Source organism: Prevotella scopos JCM 17725 (assembly GCF_018127785.1).
Lineage (GTDB): Bacteria > Bacteroidota > Bacteroidia > Bacteroidales > Bacteroidaceae > Prevotella > Prevotella scopos.
In genome coordinates this window covers 956,434-977,752 of sequence record NZ_CP072389.1, presented here as the reverse complement: position 1 = coordinate 977,752, position 21,319 = coordinate 956,434, and the positions used below count along the sequence as shown (strand labels likewise).

The following is a 21,319-nucleotide window of genomic DNA, read 5'->3' as shown; positions in this document are numbered from 1 at the left end:
CACCAGAAGAGTTGTCATTATTCTAGGGGGGCTTGGAATTTGAAATTAGAACTAATCACGCGTATTTCAGCAGGATTGAGGGAGAATATTGCAGCATGGAGAGGTTTTATCGGACAGCAATATTATTATACCTTTGGTGGCATTTTACGCTCATGTTCGGTAAGGAAACCGCAGCGATAAGCATAGAGAAGTTCTTTGAGTGCTTCAATCTGCAGACGGAGTTCTGTACCCTTGTCGGTGTCTTCCACACGTAGGCGCTGTTGGTTCATCTCAACAATCTGAATGGTTGAGACAATGTCAGTACCTCGTTTGATGGCATCTTCTGTTGATGTGAAAGGCTCGTGCTGTACGAGCTGGAAGCCACGTGAGTGATAGACGAGGGTGTAACCTGCAATACCTGTCTCCTTATGGTAGGCTTGTGAGAAACCACCATCAATAACCATTAGCTTTCCATTTGCCTTAATTGGATTCTCACCCTTAGCAACATGTACAGGAACGTGACCATTGATGATATGACGGTTCGGATGAGGAACATCGAATTCGTCCATAATCATATCAGCAACCTCCTCATTGTCGCGCATACCGAAATAGTAGCCTTTCTCCTCATAGTGCGTCTCCTTCTCAGCAATGAAGTAGCGTTCGAAAGTAGCCATCTTCGCTTTGTCGAAGAGAGGACTATCTGGTCCACACCATAGAAAGAGGAAGAAGTCAATAGCATCTTGACGCTCTTCATCCGTCTGCATCTCATTGTTTGTCTGGAAAGCAGAGCGTATCTTCATTCCCGTCTGATGGAGTAGTTCTTTACCTTTCAGTTTTACACCTGGTTCTATCTCTACCTCCTTCAGCTTACCCTCTTTCGTCAGTGGGATAGATGCATGATAAAGGAGGTTATGGTTGAAGATGTTATACATACATCCATTGCGGAGTAGGGCACGGATATGACTTCTGAGTTTCTCACTACCTGTAAACGACTGGTGTAAACGGTCGATGAGTGCTTGTTCTGCGTCCGTGAGTTTCTCAGGATTCTTTGGGTCGATGGTAGGGAAGTTGCATGAACGCATCTTGTATTCCTTACTATCGATGATAATCGTACCCTTTTTATAGTCGATTGCATTGAGCAGACGGCGGTCATTCATCTTCCAAAGAGGATGACGGCTAATCATTTGTGATTCAATCTTAAACTGAAGGACACTGATGGCCTTATGCATCTGTGCTGTTAAGGTTAAGCTACGCTCATCTAGTGGATTGTCCTTTGACACCTTTGGCATAAACTCTTCACATGGATCGTCACCATATACGTCCATCGCAAAGGTTGCTAACTGAATAAGATTGATACCATATCCATCCTCAATCGTAGCCATGTTGGCATAACGCAGGGCGATACGAATGACATTACAGATACAAGCATCGTTACCGGCACAGGCTCCCATCCACAGGATATCATGGTTTCCCCAAGTGATATCCCAGTTATGATAATGCTTTAAGGTGTCCATGACGATGTGCGCACCTGGACCACGATCATAGACATCACCAAGGATATGAAGCTGGTCGATGACTAAACGTTGGATGACCTCACAGATTGCAATGATGAAGTCGTCAGCGCGTCCTGTAGAGATAATCGTCTTGATGATGGCACTGACATAGTCGGTCTTATCCTTGTCGTCAGCATGTTCATGGAGCAGCTCTTGGATGATGTAAGAGAAGTCATCAGGCAACGATTTCCGAACCTTAGAGCGTGTATATTTGCTAGACACATCACGACACACCTTAATCAGTCGGTGAATGGTGATATGATACCAGTCTTTAATATCCTTTTCTTCTTTCTTTACGAGTTCTAACTTTTGTTCTGGATAATAAATCAGCGTACAAAGCTCTTGCTTCTCAGTGTTTCTAAGTCTTTCGCCAAAGAGCTCATTTACCTTTCTCTTAATATTTCCAGAGGCATTCTTCAGTACGTGTTGGAACGCCTGATACTCACCATGGATGTCAGCAAGGAAGTGTTCAGTACCCTTTGGTAGGTGTGCGATAGCCTCAAGGTTGATAATCTCAGTTGTAGCCTCAGCAATGTTTGGGAACGACTTTGCTAGTAGTCGTAGATATCGTTCATCTTTTTTTAAATCATATTTGTTATTTGCCATGTTCTAATGTCTTTGTACAAAATTATTCTTTCTAATACCCTTTGTTTTCTTGTCATCACGTGGAGGGAAGGGCATAAATCCCTCTTTTAGTTGCACCTTCTCAGCAAGGAGCTGTATCATCCGCCGTGAATAGCGATAGAGACGAAGGTGGCGCAGAACGTCAGCTAGTCGGTCTTCGTCGTAATCATTATACTTTATAGCTGTGTATAAATCAGCCAATAGCCGTAGAGAGAGCATCTTCTTCCGTTCAACTTGACGCGTGTTGGCGATGATTGTCGCTATCTTCTTGATGATTGCATCATCCTCGTTGTTATATTCACTCAGTCTCTGGCGTGTCATAGGCTGGTTTCCTGATAGCTTCTGTGTGTCAACCGAGTCTGTTCTTTTCGGTGATAATAGTGGAAATCGTTCTATCGCAGCAGTGTCAATGGCTGGAGCATTGAGTTGAAGACGAGTGATACAGTTATCTACAATCTCTCTAATCCCTTCATCGTCAGCATAGAGGAAGATTCTTCGCCATTGTTCTGGATTAAGACTTCGCAGGTTCAGAAGCTGGTCGCTGGGTAAGAGGTTGTGACTGCCTTCTTGTGCTAATCCTGCATGTAGCAGGCTTGGGATAGCATCTTTCTCCATCGCCGACATGGCGTATTGGTAGCGGGTGTCAAGTACTTTACGATAGAATGAGATTGTTTGTAGTGCCATCTCATCATCGCTCAACGTACTGTTGAGGACGCTATTATGCACAATGTCAATACGCTTAGTCCATCCTAACTTTAGAATGTCCTGCTTCTCATACTCGTTGTCAACCAATAGTGCATCCATCTTCTGCACCATCATCTCCTGATAGAGTAGGGTCTTCACCTTCTTAACATGCTTCTTTTCTGTCGTTCTTGCCAACTCATCCAATGCCCAATGTGGTGAAAACACTACTGCGCAATGCTTCTTCTCAGCCCAATTGGTGTGTTGCGCTGCTTGAAGTTCCCAGCATGTATGAATATGTACGATGTCAGGTTGATAGTCAGCAAGGAGCTTTTTGAAGTCGCCCTGCTGTGTAATTGTCTTGACATCAGCATACTCTTTCTGTGCTATGGTGAGTCGAAGAAGGTAATCAGATAGCAGATTGCCTGCTTTTATGCTGTCTATGTAATGGAGGATGCGCATTTATAGTTTGTGAGATATGAAGTCATACTTATCTGCACGATGGTATTTTAATTTATAACCAAGGTGCTTCCATGCGATAGCAAGCTCGTATGGGATAATTTTCCAGGCTGGAATATCAATGTCGAAACGTCTTAAGGCTTTCTTCGCCATGACTAAACGCAGGATGATAGTGAGGATAAGCGACAGTCCAGCCGCAACAGCGATAGTCCACATACCGAGGAGGAGCGAGCCAGCAAGTGCAACACATTGTAAGAGGTAGTTACCATGCAGAGCCGTTTGGTCGATATATGGGAGAAGACGATGTTGTGGTGTTCGTTGCAAGTGTTGGCGATTCTCCATATAGAAAAGGTGGGTGCTGAGCCAGACTTTCTCTGTTGGCGTCTCTTCTATGAGTGTTCCTTCAGGCGAATTTTCAAAGGCCAAGTTGCTACCTTTGGCGTATTTGTTCACCATGAAATCGTACTCTCCACGTATATACTTCAAGTTCCCACGGAATCCCTCTTCACGTAAGAAAGTGGCTTTACGGAATGCTAAAGCGTTAAACGGGCATGCGTAAGCCTTATTACGTTGATATTCACGCATGATGTAGCGTGCTATGTAATGTCGCTCAAATTGTCGATAGGCAGGTGTCTCTTCCTCATAACGCGTATAACCCACAACGAGTTCTTTGTTTTCTTTGCAGTTTCTGGCGATAGCTTGCAGCCAGTTGTCATTCGTGGGATAGCAATTGATGTCAGCCATTATGACCCAATCATACTTAGCCGCCTTCACCCCTAAGGTAATGGCAAGCTTCTTCTTGCTCATATATCGTGATGACTCCGGAATGAAAGTGGAGTATAGATGTGGGTTCGCTGCAAAGCGTTTTAGCACATCACCTGTCTCATGATCATTTTGTGGAGCCACAACAATCACCTGAAAGTCGGTTGGGTAATCCTGATTCAGATAGAGTGGGAGGTTCTTTGCCAGTTCCTGCGCATTGTCGTGTGGGGTCAGGATAATCGTGATAGGAGGGAGGTTTGGCTGTTGTTCGTCACTAACAATAGATTCTGCTATCGCCACATCCGCTTCCTCAGCAGGCTCTTCTTCATCAATCGTCTCTTCACTTTCGGTTGCGGATGTAGGGACACCATATTCTGCAATCCTTACTTTTCGAAAAAAAGGATTGATCAATGAGGTCAGCAATGCTATGAGCAACAGCACTACTGAGATGATAATGGTCGTATAATCAAAAGCGAACATTTATTCGTTTTCTAATTAATTAAAGTTTGTCTGAGGTATAGCCTACAGGCAGTTTTCTACAGTTGTATTGTGAAGCCATGATTTCCCCGTATGCTCCAGCCGAACGCATCGCAATCAAATCGCCTCGATGAACAGTATTGAGTTCTATATCTTTGGCGAAGACATCACTCGATTCGCAAATCGGTCCTACCACGTCATAAACATGCAATGGCTCCTCACTCGACAGGTTTTCTATCTTATGGCTCGCTTGATAGAGGGCAGGACGAATCAAGTCGGTCATACCAGCATCGACAATAGCAAACTGCTTTGCTGTTCCTTGCTTCACATAAAGGGTGCGAGTGATGAGACTTCCCATCTGTCCTACTACTGCACGACCCAATTCAAAGTGGAGCTTCTGTCCTTCTCTTAGATTCAAATAGCGTGCGAAGGTATAGAAATAAGACTTGAAATCAGGGATTGGATGGTTGTCAGGATTGTCGTAATCGATGCCCAATCCACCACCAACATTGATATTCTTAATCTTTATATTCTCCTGCTCTAATGCATCTTGTATCTCATTGATACGGCTGCAAAGGTGACGGAAATCGGTCATTTCGAGCAGTTGTGAACCGATGTGGAAGTGCAAACCGATAAAGTGAATGTTCGACATCTTACTTGCTGCAAGGATGGTAGGTAGCATGTCTTGCATGGCAATACCAAACTTATTCTCAGCCAATCCAGTGGTAATCTTCTCATGAGTATGTGCACCTACGTCAGGATTGATACGGAAACATACGTTTGCTGTCTTACCCTTTTTCGCTGCCAACTCATTGATAATCTCCAACTCAGCCACACTCTCTACGTTGAAACAGAAGATGTCATGGTCTAATCCGAGGTTGATTTCCCAGTCAGCTTTACCCACACCTGCATAGACAATCTTGTCTGCTGGGAAGCCACTGTCTAAGCAACGCTGTATCTCTCCACCACTCACACAGTCAGCTCCTATACCTGTCTGCTGGATAACATTCAACACCTTAGCGTTTGCATTGGCTTTAATAGCATAGTGGACGATGAAGTTTTCGTACTTCTTCAACTCTTTATTAATTGCTTGTAAGGTCTCTCTCAAGAGGTTATAATCATAATAATAAAAAGGAGTTTCAATCTTTTCGAACTTATCTATAGGGAATTGTTGTCTCATGTGTGTTGTGCCGTGAAGTTTGTTTATCTGAGTTGTAGAGGAGACATACGCCCTCGTATGTCCAGTTGTCTGCTTCCAGTAATGAACAGTCGAGGGCGTTTGTTCCTACAATAAATATTTATTGTTATTTTATCCGTTCTTTCTTTCGTTGAAGAGGACGTTTGATAGCGACTGCAAAGCACGCTGCTTGTCTTCCTCACGTATCAAGAATGAAATATTATAGTTGCTTCCACCATAGCTAATCATACGTACAGGGATGTCCTTCAATGCGTCTGTTGCCAATGTCTCAAAGCCAACGTTGCTCCAATCGAGGTCGCCGACAACGCAGACAATACACATCTCTTTGTCAACAGTTACAGTGCCATACTTCTTCAACTCATCAACAATCTCTGCCAAATGGCTGTTGTTCTCGATGGTCATTGATACACCCACCTCACTGGTAGTAATCATGTCGATAGAAGTTTGATAGCTCTCGAAGATTTCAAACACCTTGCGCAAGAAGCCCGAAGCACCCAACATACGACTTGACTTAATCTTGATAGCCGTGATATTGTCTTTGGCTGCAACTGCTTTAATATTTCTTCTCACCAATTTGTTGTCGATGATTGTACCCTCTGCATCTGGGTCCATCGTGTTCTTTAGACGAACAGGAATACCTGCGTACTTCGCTGGTTGAACGCAAGTAGGGTGGAGAATCTTTGCGCCGAAGTAAGCCAACTCGGATGCCTCTTCAAAGTTCAGCTGGCGTACCGCCTCGGTCTTCTCAACGACACGTGGGTCGTTGTTGTGCATTCCGTCGATGTCAGTCCATATCTGAATCTCCTCTGCGTTGATGGCAGCACCCACGAGAGAAGCAGTATAGTCAGAACCACCACGCAACAAGTTATCTACCTCTCCGTAAGCGTTACGGCAGATGAACCCTTGTGTGATATAAATCTGATAGCCCTGATTCTCATCCATAATCGCTGTCAGATGTTCTTTGATATACTGTCCGTCAGGCTCCGCATTCTTGTCGGTGCGCATGAAGTCGAGTGCAGAAAGTAATATTGCTTTGATGCCCTGTTCCTGAAGATAGTTCACAACCATGTTAGTTGAGAGGACTTCACCCTGTGCAACGATGCTCTTCTCTTCAAATGAAGTGAATAAATCCTTTGTGAAGGTACGCAGATAGTTGAATTCCTCACTCAGGAACTGGCGTGCCTTCTGCTTGTATTCCTCAGTAGAGTAGAGCTCTTCAACGTGGCCAAGATATTTCTGTTCGAGGTTGTTGATAAGTTCGTTCGCTCCCTCTGGATTTTTACGATAGAGGTAGTCTGATATTTCTATCAATGTGTTAGTCGTTCCACTCATTGCGGAGAGTACGATGAATGTTGGCTCTCCTGACTTTGTTATCAAGGAAGCAACATCCTTCATGCGCTCTGGTGAGCCTACGGATGTACCTCCAAATTTCATTACTTTCATCATCTTCAATCTTTCTAATTGTGGATTTATGTGGCGTTCTATGCGCTTAATCGTTTTGTTCTAGCTCGTCAACCGTCTCTACAGGAGCCGTTTCTTCTGCTAATTTACTAACCTCTTGCTTGTCAGTGACAAGGTAGAATTCGCCGTTATTACAACGATAAACCTTACCAGGGAACTGGTCAAGGAGGTTGATGTTATGGGTTGACATGATAACGGTTGTACCTGCCTTGCATGAGTCCTTGAGGATACTAACGATGTTCGCAGCCGTCTCTGGGTCAAGATTACCCGTAGGCTCATCGGCAATAATAATCTTTGGAATGTTCAGTAAAGCACGTGCAATAGCAATACGCTGCTGTTCACCGCCAGAGAGTTCACTTGGCATCTTGTTCTTCTTATCTGTCATGCCCACCTGAGCCAACACTTCTTCGATGCGGCGGTCAATCTTCTGGCTGCTACTCCAACCTGTTGCCTGCAAGACAAATTTGAGGTTCTTTGCTACAGAGCGGTCATGCAAGAGTTGAAAGTCTTGGAAGATAATACCCATCTGCTTGCGGAGTGCAGGGATACGACTACGCTTGATGTTAGGCATACTCTCGTCGAGAACGACAGCCTTCTCAGCATCTTCGTTATCAATATCCAACTCGCCATAGATTGTTTTTAACAGCGAACTCTTGCCTGAACCAACACGACCGATGAGATAGATAAACTCTCCTTCTTCTGCCTGAAAGTCAACATCTTTCAGAATTAAGCGTTCATCTTGATATATGTTTACCTTCTTGTAGTCTATTAACATGATTATCTCTGTATGATTTATTATTGTCAATTGATACTTATGTCCATTGCCTATTGGCAAGGATTTATTCTGCAAAGGTACTAAAAAACGCTGTAATAGATGCAGGAAATAAGAGGTTTAACGCATTTACACTTTATTATGAATAGGCGATGGTGTAAATAGCGGTATTAAAAATGCAAATGGACTGATAAGACAGTACGTTCCTAAGTCTGAGACTTTTGAACACATCAGCCATCAACAAATAACAAGTTTGGCTCTATAACGAATCGTGTGGGTAATTCGTTATAGAGCCTAAAAATATTGTCAAAAACTAAATACAACTTCAGATTGACCTTAGTTTCAATACGCTTGACGTACATTAAATCACTACCCTTCCATATACAGTAATAGTGTTAGTCCTTCGCACATGTGGTGCATACCATCCGCACCAAACGTGCTAAGCATCCGCACCACATGTGCTAAGCACCCGCACCAAACCGGTGGAATATCAACACACAACCCACACGATTCGTTATAGAACCACAAGTTTTCAAACAAAATTAACATGAGATCAAGAAAAAAATGAATTTTAGAACACCAAGAGACTGCTTTTACGAACTGATTAAGTAAATTTGCACTTACTTGTTGAATCCACGCATTAAAGAAATTTGGATGGAATCCTTAAAAAAAATAGAAACGGCTTATAGGAAGTTTGAAGAAGCTGCGATAAAGCATGCTGAAGCAACAGAAACAGGTAATTACACACAAGCAAATAAAAGCTATCAGGTAATAGCTAAAAGTGCTCGTTATTTAAAAGAGACAAATAGCATAAAGCAATTGTCTAAACTTCTAGATAGCGAATCTGTTGGTGTTCGCATATGGGCTGCAACATATCTTTTGCCTATTTTTGAACGTAATGCTATGCAAATATTGCAAAGTATTGCAAGTGGTAATAATATTCATTCGCTAACAGCTAAAATGACTATAGATGAGTGGGAAAAAGGAACCCTAATATTATAACCCAGTAATGCTCCAGATTAGGAGTTGTTAGAATAACTACCTGATAATCAATTTGGTTCTAAATAAATTAGGTATAATGCCAAGGATAAATTCTCTGCCTTTTGCTATTTTTGTAACCGAAAACAAAGAAAAAATGAACTTACGAGAACGCTTCGGAACCTTATGCTCCAGGTTGGAAGTTATGTTTAATATTTGTATTGTAGTTCAACGGAAGTCGCTAAAAGTGGGAGGAATAGCATGTAGTATGGTAAGAACAAAAGCCTGCAAGTTCAACATAGAACTGCAATATACCTGAAAACACCGAGGGGTTTGGGGGCGAGCAGCCCCCATGTAAGATTTAAATCACTTACTAAAATATATGAAAATAGATAAGAAATATAGAAATTTGTTAGGTGGTATTGCGATCATTCTTAGTTTGGTCTCTTCATGCATCCCTATATGTGATTCAAGGACTATCGCCATTTTCACGAATCGTACGAATGACACCTTATTTATAGGTGCCTCCCACTACGATACGATTGATAGTGTGGATTGTCTATTGCAACCTGCATATTTGCCTACTGATAGTGACCTCTATCCTTCTAAGGTGACGTTGTGGAACGGTATTGATGTCCAAGGTGACATCGTATATCCAGACTCGTTGTTTACCATAGATGGCAATTATCTATTCAACAATACCGATACCTGCTATTTCTTCTTAATCAAATGGAAAGATGCTAAAAATCATTTATGGGATGAAATCCGCATGAAGAAGTTATATCGTCGAAAAATAGTTGTTCGAGATTGTAACGGTAAGTTTGATCAGACGATTCAATAGAAGGATCCTAACCATGTTCCCATACTCGTCGAAGGATAACGCTATAGCATAAGGTCATAGATGATACATTTGCAATACAAAGTTAGTTAATCTTTGGGAGACTTCGGTCTCCTTTTTTATTTGTATTGCTGGTTGTTTCTTTTTCCTCTCCGAGAGATGCAGACAACCTCGCACTATGCGTCGAGAACGTCTGCATCTCTCGGAGAGGGACACTCTTTTATTGCACTTTGTTTTGGAACTTGCAACTAATTAAGTAAATTTGCACTTACTTGTTGAATTCACGATTATTAAAAAACCGGGGAAATGAGAAAAAACATTCAGAAGAATTTATTAAGTTTAATACTTTTCTTCATCTTAGCAATACCAAGCATTGCACAATCAGAGAAACTAACCTATACAAGGGCGTATGACCTGAACTTCGTTATGCAGCCTGACTCGATGAGACTCTATCCTTGGATAGAGAATGGAGCCTATACAAACAGTGGCATTACGTTGGGAAGGAAAGACGCTAACCGCATTTTGTTCTCTAAGAATTATATGAAGGCCCTGCCACTAATTAATAAGTTAAGATCGGAATTCACACAAAGAATATTGCTACCGAATAATCGACTTAAAGAAGGTGTTGTGGGTTTTGAATGTAAGGGCAACGGACTAAAGCGAGTTTCTATGCTGCTAGAAGCCATTGATGAGAAAGAGAGGGTGCTGGCATCAGAAAACTTAACCTTCCAGCCAGAGCAAGTCGTCAGAGTCTTTTCTAAACGTATCAACTTGTCAAATGCCTCTTCCTTGAATATCCGAATCAATGCTTTAGGGGAGGAAAACACAGAAGCCTATCTTGCCTTCGCACGTCTCAGCGTAACACTTGACAATAAGCCCATTGACGACTATCCTGTAAGAATTCTCGAACCCGTAAAGATGAAGGATAGACTCAGCTATATCCAAGAAAATAAAGATAAAAACTTTGATTTAGAGCAAATTAACGAGATAAAAGGTAAGAAATTTGTAGCCTTAGGGGAATCAATGCACGGAAACTCGGACATTAATTCATTTACTTTCAGACTGATTGAAGAGGCTATTGAGAAGCAAAATTGCAAATTGGTCTTACTTGAACGTATCATCGAAAAATCTCTTTATTATAATCGTTATGTACAAGACGAGTCGTTTGTCATGGACTCATCGCTGGTCAAGGAATGTCAAGAAAAGGGATTATTAGACAAGATTAGAGCTTATAACAGAGGAAAGAATGATCACGAGAAAGTAAGAGTACTCGGAATAGACTACCCTTGGAGTAAGAACCGATATACCTCTTCTTCCTTTTACCTCTTTGATTTCATAGCCGATATGAATAAGAAATTGCGTGTCCCAGAAGCTGACAGACTTGCCGTATTAATAGTAAACGACAGACTTTCAGAAGCTATCGACTATCTTGCGCAACATCGTTCTAAGCTCGGTAAGGTGCTTAACAACGATGAACTTATTTGTTTAGAGCATCTTCTGAATTTAGACCGAAATGAGATAAATACGTCTGAGGTTGACAGAATGATACGACGAGACTCTGTTATGGCTATGAATGCGCATTTCTTAATAAACAAGTTTGCAAATGAAAAGGATAAGATGGTGTGCATATATGCACATGCAGGACACGTTAACCCTATTTCTACCTTCCCAGCCATTCCTTGTGTGCCAATGGGCAGCTATATGAAAAAAGAATATGGGAATGACTACTGCCCCCTATTTATTACATCAGCGGGTGGCTATGCCTCGGGAGTAAGCAGAGATAGGAAGAATGAGCAAAAAAGGTTGGATAAAGCGCCAACAAACAGTTTAGAGCATTACCTCAATGCTTTAACCGATTGCTCGATATATTTCCCTATAACATCATCTTTCGACCAATTGACGCTAACACGGTTTAGAGGACTTTTGGATACCCCGTATCAGTTCTACCCTTCTAACCTATATCAGAAGTTTAATGGTGTGTTCTTTATAAAACATGATGATCAGAACAATATACCTTTCTATAATATATCCTTTGAGGAGAGAACGAAACAGATGATAGAAAAGATGAACCGTAGAAAAGAACTTGTCAAGGAAATTGAAAGTAAACTGAACACAAATTTTTCTGGAATTCGTAGTCAACAAGTTACTCATGAAAAAAGTCTTTAGGAGAAAATGAAGACAGCAATTTCTTAAATATAATAACACATCCTTCCCATCTTTTGTTTGAAAATGACCAATATTATTTGCACCAAATGAGATTCCATTTGTCCTCATTTCGATAGGAGGTACTATTGCATTTTCTTTTATATAGATTATGCTTGATATTGGTATCTCTTTTGCGTATGACCATTTTATAAACAAAGTGAATATCAAGAACTTATAACTGCAATATTGTGACGAAATGCCTCGAAATGACCTTATTCACCTGAGCTTGTAAGTATCAGTTTATGTAACTTGTAAATAATCAATAATAGTTGTACGTTTTGTCGCTTAATACTTATGTGATTTCCGCATAAAATCATCTCACGAATAGTAAAATCCTGATTATTAGAAGTCTGAGAAGGATATGTGTCAAAGGGGGAACGAATAAGAAACGAGCGAGCTTCTTTCCAATTCTTTATTCTGCAATGTCTCAAAGAGCCTTCTGTTAATGCTGCAAAGATAGCAATTTTCTCGTAGAAAACAAAGTAGATAGGAAGAAATTGGACTATAAACTTTGGATTTCTTACATCTTAGTTAAAATCTCTTCAAAGCCCTTTTTCGATGAGATATTAATATTGATAAGATGTTGATAATCAAAATATTTTTTTAACAAGTCAGTTCTAATTGAGTGTCGTAATTGTGAAAACGAAGCCTTCTCAAATAGCCATGAAATGCAATATAGTGCAATAAAACTAAAAAATCCTCAAAAATAATTTCCGATTTCTTTGGATTTCTCAAGAATGTTATATACTTTTGCCAACAAGGATATAACTAATAACAGGCTTATGGTCGTAACTCATTCTTTGAATGGATTTCACTCTCCGTCTACGGAATATATCCTTCTTATTCGTGGCGTTTGAGTGTTGGCTGAAATTAGGGCAAGATAATTTCAGCCATACAGGTTTATTGCACATTCTGAGTTATCCACTTTTTAATGCTTATTAATTTTACAGGCCCATGAGACGATATTTACTCCCATTGTCCGCCCTTGTTGTTTTTGCTAGTATGGCTACTTCCGTATCCGCCCAAGTTCCAAGGGCAAGAATTGCCCCCGAAGCATGGTTCCGGACTGTCCCTACCTCATCCTCATTGTTAGGAACTTATCATTGGATAGACCTTTCGGGCGATTCTGTAACAACAGTTTCTCGAAACAGAAACAATCCCACATTGGTAAATACTAATGCCCTTCCCTTCTCAGACACGCACAGTATCAATTTTCATCCTGCGCTTAGGTTTTCAGGCTCTATCTTCCAAAAGGAACTGGCACTATCTTACAGTTCCCTTGCCCAAGGAACTGTCATCGGAATCTTTGCTCCCATAGCAGCCACCTCCTCCTCCGATGCGGCACTTTTTGGCTTAAAGGGACGAAATGGAGAAGAAACCCTGGTTGGAAAGGATAAGGTACATCATGCTGGCAGTGGAGCATACCTTGACTACGGCAAAGCACAGGGAGAGGACCTGCTTTATGGCTCTGCCGAGAAAGAAACCAAACCAGAATTTCTGGAACGTTTCCCTAGGGTTGTTTCCTATATGTGGGCTAACCGGCCTGTACATTCCGTTTGGGGTGAGCCGAAACACTCGTTAGTCACTGTCGGAAGTGCTCCCGGACATAGAGATACTCGGTTCAGCCAGTCCTATCTTGATATGACAAGGGATGTGGCATCCTTTGATGGGTATATCCCAGAGTTCATTGTTTTCAACCGTATGCTGACACCTGCAGACCGACTCCGTGTTGAAAGCGGTCTAGCCCTACGCTACGGTTTAACCCTCTATAGTTCCTATCTTGACAGCCGAGGAAACCTTCTTTGGAACTTTGCCACCAACAAGGCTTACCACCACAGGGTAGCTGGCATTATCCGTGACGATGAAAGCAAGGAGGCATTGCAAGGCAAAACGATAGGAAAGGCTACTGTCAGGGCTTTCAGGGACAGTCGGAAGAATTTTGCACTTTTTCTAAAAACAAGGGGAAATGGGGATTGCCTTCCCAAAGAGGCAAACAAAGACCTCATAGAGAACTACCGCTTGTTTATGCTAAAAGACTTGGGGAACAAGGAAAGTTCTGTTTCCAATCGTCTGGGGCATCTTGCAAAAAGACGGATATGATAGTAAAAGACATTTTATATAGGAACGAAGATATTGATTATGGGCTAAATGTCATCTTTAAACTAGATGATAATACATTTTTGCTATTTGACTCTATTGGTTTCTCTTTTGTTGAGAAAGCCAACCTGTTGGACAATAAATGGAAACACTGTTCATATTGGAAGAACAAATCGCAAATAAATGGTATTTATGAAGATGAGTTAACTGCTTATTTTGTTGTATTCTCAAACGGTGATATACTATATATATATCAATCCATTAGTGGAGATGAAAAAATTAGACAAGAAATGCGTTTCGTTTTGCCAAATGATTCGGATTATAATGACATAATTTCTTATATGAATGAGGATTGGATAGATGTATGGTATAGTAAGACTGGTTCAATTAATAGAATTATTTTTAGGTCTGGAGATAAAACTCACAAGTAATGCAATTATATGATTACAAAAACGAGCCGTCTCAAACAAAAATGTATTCTGTACTTAGTGTCTCGCAATGCCTCCCAGAATCGCATTGGCAGATTGATGCTTCGTGAGGACGGTAGTGGTGCTATCGAGTATTACTATGGTAAGATGGGTGAGGTCTTGAAGACCGTGCGCACGCTGATTGTACCAAACCAGGCGGTGGCAACCTACGTAACACAGTGGAAGTACGACAGCCACAACCGCCTATTGGAAATGATTTACCCCGATGAGGAAAAGGTCACCTATGGCTATAACCTCGGCGGACAGGTAGACCACGTGCGTGGTTACAAGGCTTATTTTAATACTTGAATTATTCTATTTATGTAAAAAAATCAGTTATGGCAGTGTTATTCAATTTGTATACTATGCGGAAGATCATTTTATCGACTACTTTGATAATATTAATTATAAATGCTTTGTCTTCATGTAATTGTTTTTATAAACGAAAGACTTTAAGAATTGCTAATAGTATATCTGCAGCAGAATCTCAAGGGCGAGGTGCACTTGTGTCTATATATAAAACGGATAGAACTACAATAGTATTTGATAGTATATGTATTCATATAAAAGGATCATTTGTAGAACATCCGTATAATTACAGAGATTACAATAGTGAAGCATTAATAGTTGATAGAGATAGCTACCAATTTATAATTATCTTATCAGGTAGTGATAACTTGCAAAGCAAAGGTTATGGAGAAACTTGGGAAATAGATAACATTCCTGCATTTGAAGCACCGTACACGCTTAATTATTATTTTGAAAGGCAAGTTCCACCCGATACCATTGTGGTTACAATCTATGACATTCGTGATTTACCTAAGAAAAAAGTTATAAAGGAAATATCTTTTTACAAAGCACATGAGAAATAGTTGCACTGGAGAAATGTGGCGGAGCAATTACTCCTAAAAATATCTCATTAAAAAAAGGACTCTCAAGGAGACTCTAAAACTATGTTCAAGTCAGAATAAGGTGCTAAGTATTCAGAAAATCAACATTCATTATGGAAAAATTCTATTGTAGAATCTGTGGGTATAGATTAGGTTTTGAGCCATGGGGAGATGACGGAAAAACTCCAACCTATGAAATATGTCCTTGTTGTGGCGTTGAGTTTGGTAATGAAGATTGCACAATTAAATCAATTAAGGAGTATAGAGAGAGTTGGATAAAGTCTGGTTGCAAATGGTTTGAACAGAGTAAACGCACCACAACGTGGTCATGGGAGAATCAGCAAAGACATATCCCCAAAAAATTTAGATAATTATTTTCGGTAATGCTCCAAATCGGGCGTTGTCAAAATAAAAAGAACAACAAACGTGGCACACAAACGCCAAGCCACAGTAGCGATAAATAACAGAATGTATAATATTAAAACAACAAGAGAGTGCTAAACCATATATAGATTGTTTGAACTTTCCCATACAAGAGCGCGCTCCAACACCCATACAAGGGTAACAGGCAATACCCTTATATGGGTGTTCACTATTACCCATATAAGGGTATTGAAAGCCGCAAGCAATAAACAGGAAAGAACAACGTTAAATAATTGATAACCACAATTAATTAGATATTATGATTGAATTTGAAGTAAAATCAAAAAAGCAGTATATATCGGTGAACATAAGAGACAGACCCAAGACGAATACCGTATGCAGGCAATGAAGCTGATGGTGTAACCGTAGACTATAAGGTAAAATATAGTCAGCAAGTGCAATCCATTAAGGATAACTACAAGGCGTTTGACCAACCTTATAATGGTAAGGACAACGACGACTATGTAAATGGTCAGGTTTGTCTAAAAGACATTGTCGGCTGCACTCGGGAAAGCTTGAGTAAGCTCACTTTCCTCTCGTTTGCACGACAATTCTGCTGTAACGACGCTACGCAGGAGGCGGCACAAGCAAGAGCGATGGCACGCATAAGAGCTGTAAACGATAATTTCCATGACAAGGACAATTACAAAAAGATGCAGTTCTACTATCACCCTGACCACTTGGGTAGCAGTAGTTACATCACCAACTTGGACGGTGAAGTATCACAGCATATCGAATATGTACCATTTGGAGAGGTGTTCATAGAGGAACGCAACAACACTTGGAACACGCCTTATCTCTTTAATGCGAAGGAATTTGACGAGGAAACAGGTATGTATTACTATGGTGCGAGGTACTATGAGCCACGTCTTGGCTTGTGGATGAGTGTTGACCCTATTTCAAATTATGATCCGCGAAATGATGACAATTATCTTGATGGGGAACATAATGGAGGTGTTTATAACTCTTTTAATTTATATCCATATGAGTATTGTTATCAAAATCCCATACTATTGGTTGATTATACTGGGAAACAAGCAAATAGTAGTGTATTATTAGCACGAAATCCTAGTGGTGATTATTATTTTACGCCCGCAGCTTCCCATTTATTGCATTTGGTCAGCAAGGTGAATGAATACCAAATTCTTGTTGCTACCGTAAGATTTGAAGAAACAGGTATATTAAAAGGTTCAGTTGGAACTGCCGGGTCATCTTTAACAGCAGGTAAAGATCCAGACCATGCTGTAATAACTCATTTTTATAAAAATATGGAGAATAATATGACCTACAAGGAAACCAATGGAAAGTTCTTTTATGAATTCTTTAATAGAAATGCACACGAAGTCGGACACATTCCACAGGTAAATGGTACTCAACATCTGGCAAGTTCTCTTGGTCAATATTTAAAAAATGTAATATCTGGAGAGAATTGGCATGATGGTAGATATTCAACGAAGGAGCATGATGCAGACAAAGGAGCACAAGAGTTTCAAAAATTCAATAAATTTATTGATAATAAAATTCAAAAAAATGGCTTAAAGAACCTATTTTATAATAAGAAAAACTCTCAAGATAAGATAATTGAGACAATTGATAAATGGTGGAATTTATACGAAAGATCTAATCATAATAAAGGTAATGAATAGGAAAGTAACGTTTATTATATGTTCTTTATTATTATGCAGCTGTAATAGAGAAGTTGATTTTTGCTTTAATATTGGCTCTCAATCCTTATGTGTATATAAGAGTTCTTTCTATAATCTTAGTATTGAGAATGACTCAATTACCCCAGATGGAAGATCATACGAAGGGGCGATATCCTTATTCTGGACTGATTCAGCAAATTCTCCTCCCCAAAGAATATATTTAGACAGAATCCCCAAGGGCTACTCTGTTTATCGTGGTGGAATAAAATCAAGCGAAAAAAGAATAAGTCTAAAAGGAAACTCCGTCTATACTATAACATCAACAGGGATAGCTGCTGTGGGCTGTAGTATTAAGGTATGGACTAATCATCGAGGCGAAGTGATAAAAGCTATTCAAATGCCACAATTGGGAAATGCCAATGGAGATTCCTAAAGAAATTATGAATATTACAAATAAGTGATAGATGCAAATAAAAACCCATATTCTTTATCTTGTTTTGTTATGGTAATATGTAACATTTCATGTTGGTATTGCTTAAGCAGATGAACAAGTGAAGGAGTTTCTCTGATTCGTTCTATTTCCAAATCAACCAGCGTCAGTATCTCTTGTTTCACCTTACGATAGTTGGCTTCGATGGTCTCTTTGAGATTGTCGGAGCTATCTTCGTTTATGAAGTTCGCTATCACAGGTATATACTGGTAATGCTTTATTTCGGCAGAGACTTTGGCACAATCCAACACTATCTCATCATGAAATATCTTTTGTCAATGTATTCGTCAAAGTTCTTGTGTAGAAATTGAAATAACGTGAGTTCGACGAATTTAGAACAATGCAAGCTGTGTGTCAATGGTCCTTTGCACATTGATGCACGGCTTCTTTGGAAACAAGCAATAGGCAGCAATTGATCCTAATAGGTTGACGATGAAATTGTCAAAGCATCTATGTCTGGAGTGTTCCACCTGCGCAATGTTCTTAAGTTCATTATTCACCGTCTCTATAATGGCTCTTTTTCTGAGTAAAAGTCTGTCTGAAACACTCATTAACGCTCCTTTCATGTTACTTTTCAATTTGGTAATAAGCTGTATTCCGTCAACGAAAAGCCTTTGAAAGAGGTTCTTACCGATGTAGCCCTTGTCACCGAATAGCTTACCATATATAAGATCTATGAATGCTTTGTACTCCAAAGGCTTACGGTCATCAATATCTCCTGGCGTTATCATAAAGTTGAGAAGTTCTCCTTTCTCATTGCAAATCAAATGCAACTTGAAGCCAAAGAACCAACCCATAGAACATTTTCCTCTTTGAGCTATGCCTTTGAAAACCTTGTGAATATGTATTCTTTGGTTTTTGCAGACACGCAGTGGTGTGCTATCAACGAAGCTTATACCCGTGCATTTGCCCAACAGGACCTTCTTGATAAACAAGGTTAAGGGTACGGCTACATCCCTTTCCAATTCTACTATACGGTTATAAGAAACAACTTTTGGAAACAGATGACGAAGCTGCTTGCATACTTTTTCAAGATAGAAATGTTTGAAGCAACGATAACCAGAATCGTGGAAAAGAATCATTATCAGCATAACTTCTGCCTTTGACATTGTAGAATTTCGATGATATTTCCTTTTTCCTGTAGGTTTTAGCGTATATTTTGCTGTCATTGCATCAAAAAACTTGCAGAAGTCATCTGCCATACAAAATATTTCAGTAACTTTGTCCTCGGTGATCATAGCGATTTTTATTTGTAACTATTTGTATATTAGCTCTTTAAAGTTACAACAAATTTCGCTAATCACCAAATTTATAGACACTTATAATTCATCGAACTCACGTTAATTATGCTTTTTCCATCAAAAATAGAAAATTAGACTATGTGATAAATCCTCTCGGGTAGTTATTGCTACGATGATAATTCTTTGTATAAAATTCATATGCTATGGATATACTATGGATATATTTAGTTTAACTCGTTGGCGGAATTAAATTAAAGGATAAACTAAAGTTTCCCACCCCTCTATTTCATAGGTCTTTCAACCAAACTGCTTTGTGAATACCCATGAACGTGAGCCGTTAACACATGTCTAAAATATGTTTACGGTTGTGAGCTTTTCTTGTTGCCTGTCTTCCAATGCTTTGACCATAATCTCAAAGTTGTTCCGCATTTCTGAGTCGGTGACTATTAACTGCCCTATCTCACTAACAGAGAACCCAAGAACGTCACAAAGAGCAGCAAGCAACCTCTCTATGCACTTCAGCACACGATGCCATAACGTAAGTGCCATGACATCATCTTCCATGTCAGCAAACAATTCACCCATGGTCTCGTACTCTGACATCCGTTTTTCTAACGACATCACGATATATGTAATGTAGCAGAGCGTTGCATCAGCAATCTGACCATCAAAGTCTCTCCCCATGTATGAGCCGAGCCTGAGATGTCCTTTTGTCTCCTTGTTGACCACTTCAATGTTCCATCGTATCTGGTATAACTCGAAGGCACGCACAAAGCTCATCGATAAATCAGTACTAAGCATGATGTTCCAAGTCTGTCGACGTCCATATTTAATCAGGTATATCCTGACTGGTATATTCCCCAGACATCCCCTCAACTCAATGTACTGACACTTGTACTTCCGGCAGCATTTGGTACGTCTTGTATACATTGCTACGAGCTCAGCGGCATTGTGTCGCTTATTCTCCACAAAGTACTTTGTCTTTCCCATCTTTGCAAGACCGATGTAGTGTATAGCTCCGTTGCCTACTCTCCTGACTTCCTCAATGAACTTCTCGCAGGCAAACCAACTATCCGCCAAGGCATAATGGGGATGAATACCACTCTTCCACATGCGCTGGAGCATCCTTATGGCGGAGTCCATCTTGCTCATACCGCACTCTTGATTCCGCTCATACGCTGGACTCTCTTTCATGCGTCTCTTGGAGAATCTGCTGCGGAGTGCCTTCTTGCCAAGTCCGCCATCCTCTTTCCCTCCAAGTTCCTCATGGAGGGAGAAGTCGAACGGCAGAGAGGACTTACCATCGAAGAACAGGCATAAAAGAAGCTTGTAGCCCAGAACATAGTTCATTCGTACATGGTCGAAAACCTTGGTGATATGCTCAAGCTTTCTACCAGTCTTTTCCAAGGTTGTATCGTCAAATATGACACAGGAGTTCTCGCTCTCTGTCTGAATGCCATTCTTCGGAGAATGCATTCAAAACGAAGAACAGTATAGCTAAGCAAACGACGCCAGTTCCTTGTCTGCCTGACCATCATACGATAATAGCAGTTCTTTCCAGTGGTGAGAAGATGGTAGAAATTCTTCTTGTATATGGAGTGTATTGTCTCACCATTAATACGGAAAAGACAAAGGGAAAGAATCAGTTGAACAGCGGAGATACCATCGTGTTTCTCCAAAGAAAGCCTACAGAGCATACGTCCAAGACCAAATTTTGAGAAAAGTGAGAGAATATCGCTACTCATCTTACTTTTAACACTTAAAAGCTTGGATATCTCGCTGAAATTGTCTAATTTTGTATCCATAACAGTTACTCTTTAATTTATTGATAATCAATGTAATAAAGCACTACAAAGTTGCCAATAATTATTGAGAAACTGTTATTTTAAACCAACTTTTTGAGGGTGGGAAACTTTAGTTAGTGATTTATATCGACTAGGTGCGAAAATAGGAAGCGGAAGTTCTATGGATGCATTTCGATTTGAACAAAAGACAGGTCAGTTAGTAGGAGGAAAGTTCCATTCTATAAAGTTGTTAAACTACCGAACCGTTCTGCAGAGACTTTGGAGAAGTAGGTC

General features: G+C 40.2%; 15 protein-coding genes and 5 pseudogenes. 11 read left to right on the top strand and 9 right to left on the bottom strand.

Features of this window, described 5'->3' with window-relative positions:
* Positions 1 to 125: 125 nt before the first annotated feature.
* The 6 genes from J4856_RS03735 to J4856_RS03710 all read right to left on the bottom strand — a co-directional run bounded on the left by J4856_RS03735 (position 126) and on the right by J4856_RS03710 (position 7,969).
* Complete coding sequence (locus tag J4856_RS03735; RefSeq protein ID WP_025839704.1) at positions 126 to 2,138, bottom strand: fructose-bisphosphatase class III; 2,013 nt, start codon at positions 2,136 to 2,138, stop codon at positions 126 to 128.
* Between the two features lie 3 nt (positions 2,139 to 2,141).
* Positions 2,142 to 3,299 (bottom strand): glycosyltransferase family 4 protein, encoded by a 1,158-nt coding sequence (locus tag J4856_RS03730; protein ID WP_025839703.1) that lies wholly within the window; start codon positions 3,297 to 3,299, stop codon positions 2,142 to 2,144.
* Entirely contained in the window at positions 3,300 to 4,538 is a 1,239-nt protein-coding gene (locus tag J4856_RS03725) for a glycosyltransferase (protein ID WP_065367919.1), read from the bottom strand.
* Positions 4,539 to 4,557: 19 nt separating this feature from the next.
* Positions 4,558 to 5,715, bottom strand: a complete 1,158-nt coding sequence (gene lysA / locus J4856_RS03720; protein WP_025839702.1) for a diaminopimelate decarboxylase — start codon at positions 5,713 to 5,715, stop codon at positions 4,558 to 4,560.
* Positions 5,716 to 5,844: 129 nt separating this feature from the next.
* The gene (locus tag J4856_RS03715) at positions 5,845 to 7,176 is read right to left on the bottom strand and encodes an aspartate kinase (protein WP_025839701.1); all 1,332 of its coding nucleotides are present in this window, start codon (positions 7,174 to 7,176) and stop codon (positions 5,845 to 5,847) included.
* Between the two features lie 46 nt (positions 7,177 to 7,222).
* Entirely contained in the window at positions 7,223 to 7,969 is a 747-nt protein-coding gene (locus J4856_RS03710) for a cell division ATP-binding protein FtsE (RefSeq protein WP_025839700.1), read from the bottom strand.
* A gap of 651 nt (positions 7,970 to 8,620) precedes the next feature.
* Here J4856_RS03710 and J4856_RS03705 point away from each other — a divergent pair.
* The 11 genes and pseudogenes from J4856_RS03705 (at position 8,621) to J4856_RS03655 (ending at position 17,943) form a co-directional block, all read left to right on the top strand.
* On the top strand, positions 8,621 to 8,968 hold the full coding sequence (locus tag J4856_RS03705) for a DUF2019 domain-containing protein (RefSeq protein WP_065367918.1): 348 nt from the start codon (positions 8,621 to 8,623) through the stop codon (positions 8,966 to 8,968).
* A gap of 358 nt (positions 8,969 to 9,326) precedes the next feature.
* Positions 9,327 to 9,785, top strand: a complete 459-nt coding sequence (locus tag J4856_RS03700; protein ID WP_065367917.1) for a hypothetical protein — start codon at positions 9,327 to 9,329, stop codon at positions 9,783 to 9,785.
* A 303-nt stretch (positions 9,786 to 10,088) separates the two neighbouring features.
* On the top strand, positions 10,089 to 11,948 hold the full coding sequence (locus J4856_RS03695; protein ID WP_065367916.1) for an erythromycin esterase family protein: 1,860 nt from the start codon (positions 10,089 to 10,091) through the stop codon (positions 11,946 to 11,948).
* Between the two features lie 993 nt (positions 11,949 to 12,941).
* Positions 12,942 to 13,799: pseudogene (locus tag J4856_RS13490) on the top strand (T9SS type A sorting domain-containing protein); the annotation flags it as partial.
* A gap of 51 nt (positions 13,800 to 13,850) precedes the next feature.
* Positions 13,851 to 14,069: pseudogene (locus J4856_RS03690) on the top strand (site-specific integrase); the annotation flags it as partial.
* Positions 14,070 to 14,083: 14 nt separating this feature from the next.
* Entirely contained in the window at positions 14,084 to 14,515 is a 432-nt protein-coding gene (locus J4856_RS03685) for a hypothetical protein (RefSeq protein WP_025839696.1), read from the top strand.
* A gap of 9 nt (positions 14,516 to 14,524) precedes the next feature.
* On the top strand, positions 14,525 to 14,860 hold the full coding sequence (locus tag J4856_RS03680; RefSeq protein ID WP_234967313.1) for a hypothetical protein: 336 nt from the start codon (positions 14,525 to 14,527) through the stop codon (positions 14,858 to 14,860).
* 56 nt (positions 14,861 to 14,916) lie between these two features.
* Positions 14,917 to 15,423 carry a hypothetical protein gene (locus tag J4856_RS03675; protein ID WP_244885770.1) on the top strand — a complete coding sequence of 169 codons (507 nt, stop codon included), beginning with the start codon at positions 14,917 to 14,919 and terminating at the stop codon, positions 15,421 to 15,423.
* Between the two features lie 131 nt (positions 15,424 to 15,554).
* Complete coding sequence (locus J4856_RS03670; RefSeq protein WP_025839998.1) at positions 15,555 to 15,812, top strand: hypothetical protein; 258 nt, start codon at positions 15,555 to 15,557, stop codon at positions 15,810 to 15,812.
* 369 nt (positions 15,813 to 16,181) lie between these two features.
* Positions 16,182 to 16,898 (top strand): annotated as a pseudogene (locus J4856_RS03665) (RHS repeat domain-containing protein); the annotation flags it as partial.
* Between the two features lie 604 nt (positions 16,899 to 17,502).
* On the top strand, positions 17,503 to 17,943 hold the full coding sequence (locus tag J4856_RS03655; protein ID WP_025839996.1) for a hypothetical protein: 441 nt from the start codon (positions 17,503 to 17,505) through the stop codon (positions 17,941 to 17,943).
* A gap of 101 nt (positions 17,944 to 18,044) precedes the next feature.
* Here the strand turns inward: J4856_RS03655 and J4856_RS13380 are convergent.
* The 3 genes and pseudogenes from J4856_RS13380 to J4856_RS13105 all read right to left on the bottom strand — a co-directional run.
* Positions 18,045 to 18,337, bottom strand: a pseudogene (locus J4856_RS13380) (conjugal transfer protein TraG); the annotation flags it as partial.
* Positions 18,333 to 19,238: an IS982 family transposase gene (locus J4856_RS03645; RefSeq protein WP_172823690.1), complete on the bottom strand. Its 906-nt coding sequence runs from the start codon at positions 19,236 to 19,238 to the stop codon at positions 18,333 to 18,335. The gene J4856_RS03645 and the pseudogene J4856_RS13380, both read right to left, overlap by 5 nt.
* Before the next feature lie 351 nt (positions 19,239 to 19,589).
* A pseudogene (locus J4856_RS13105) lies at positions 19,590 to 21,046 on the bottom strand (IS4 family transposase).
* Between the last annotated feature and the right edge of the window lie 273 nt (positions 21,047 to 21,319).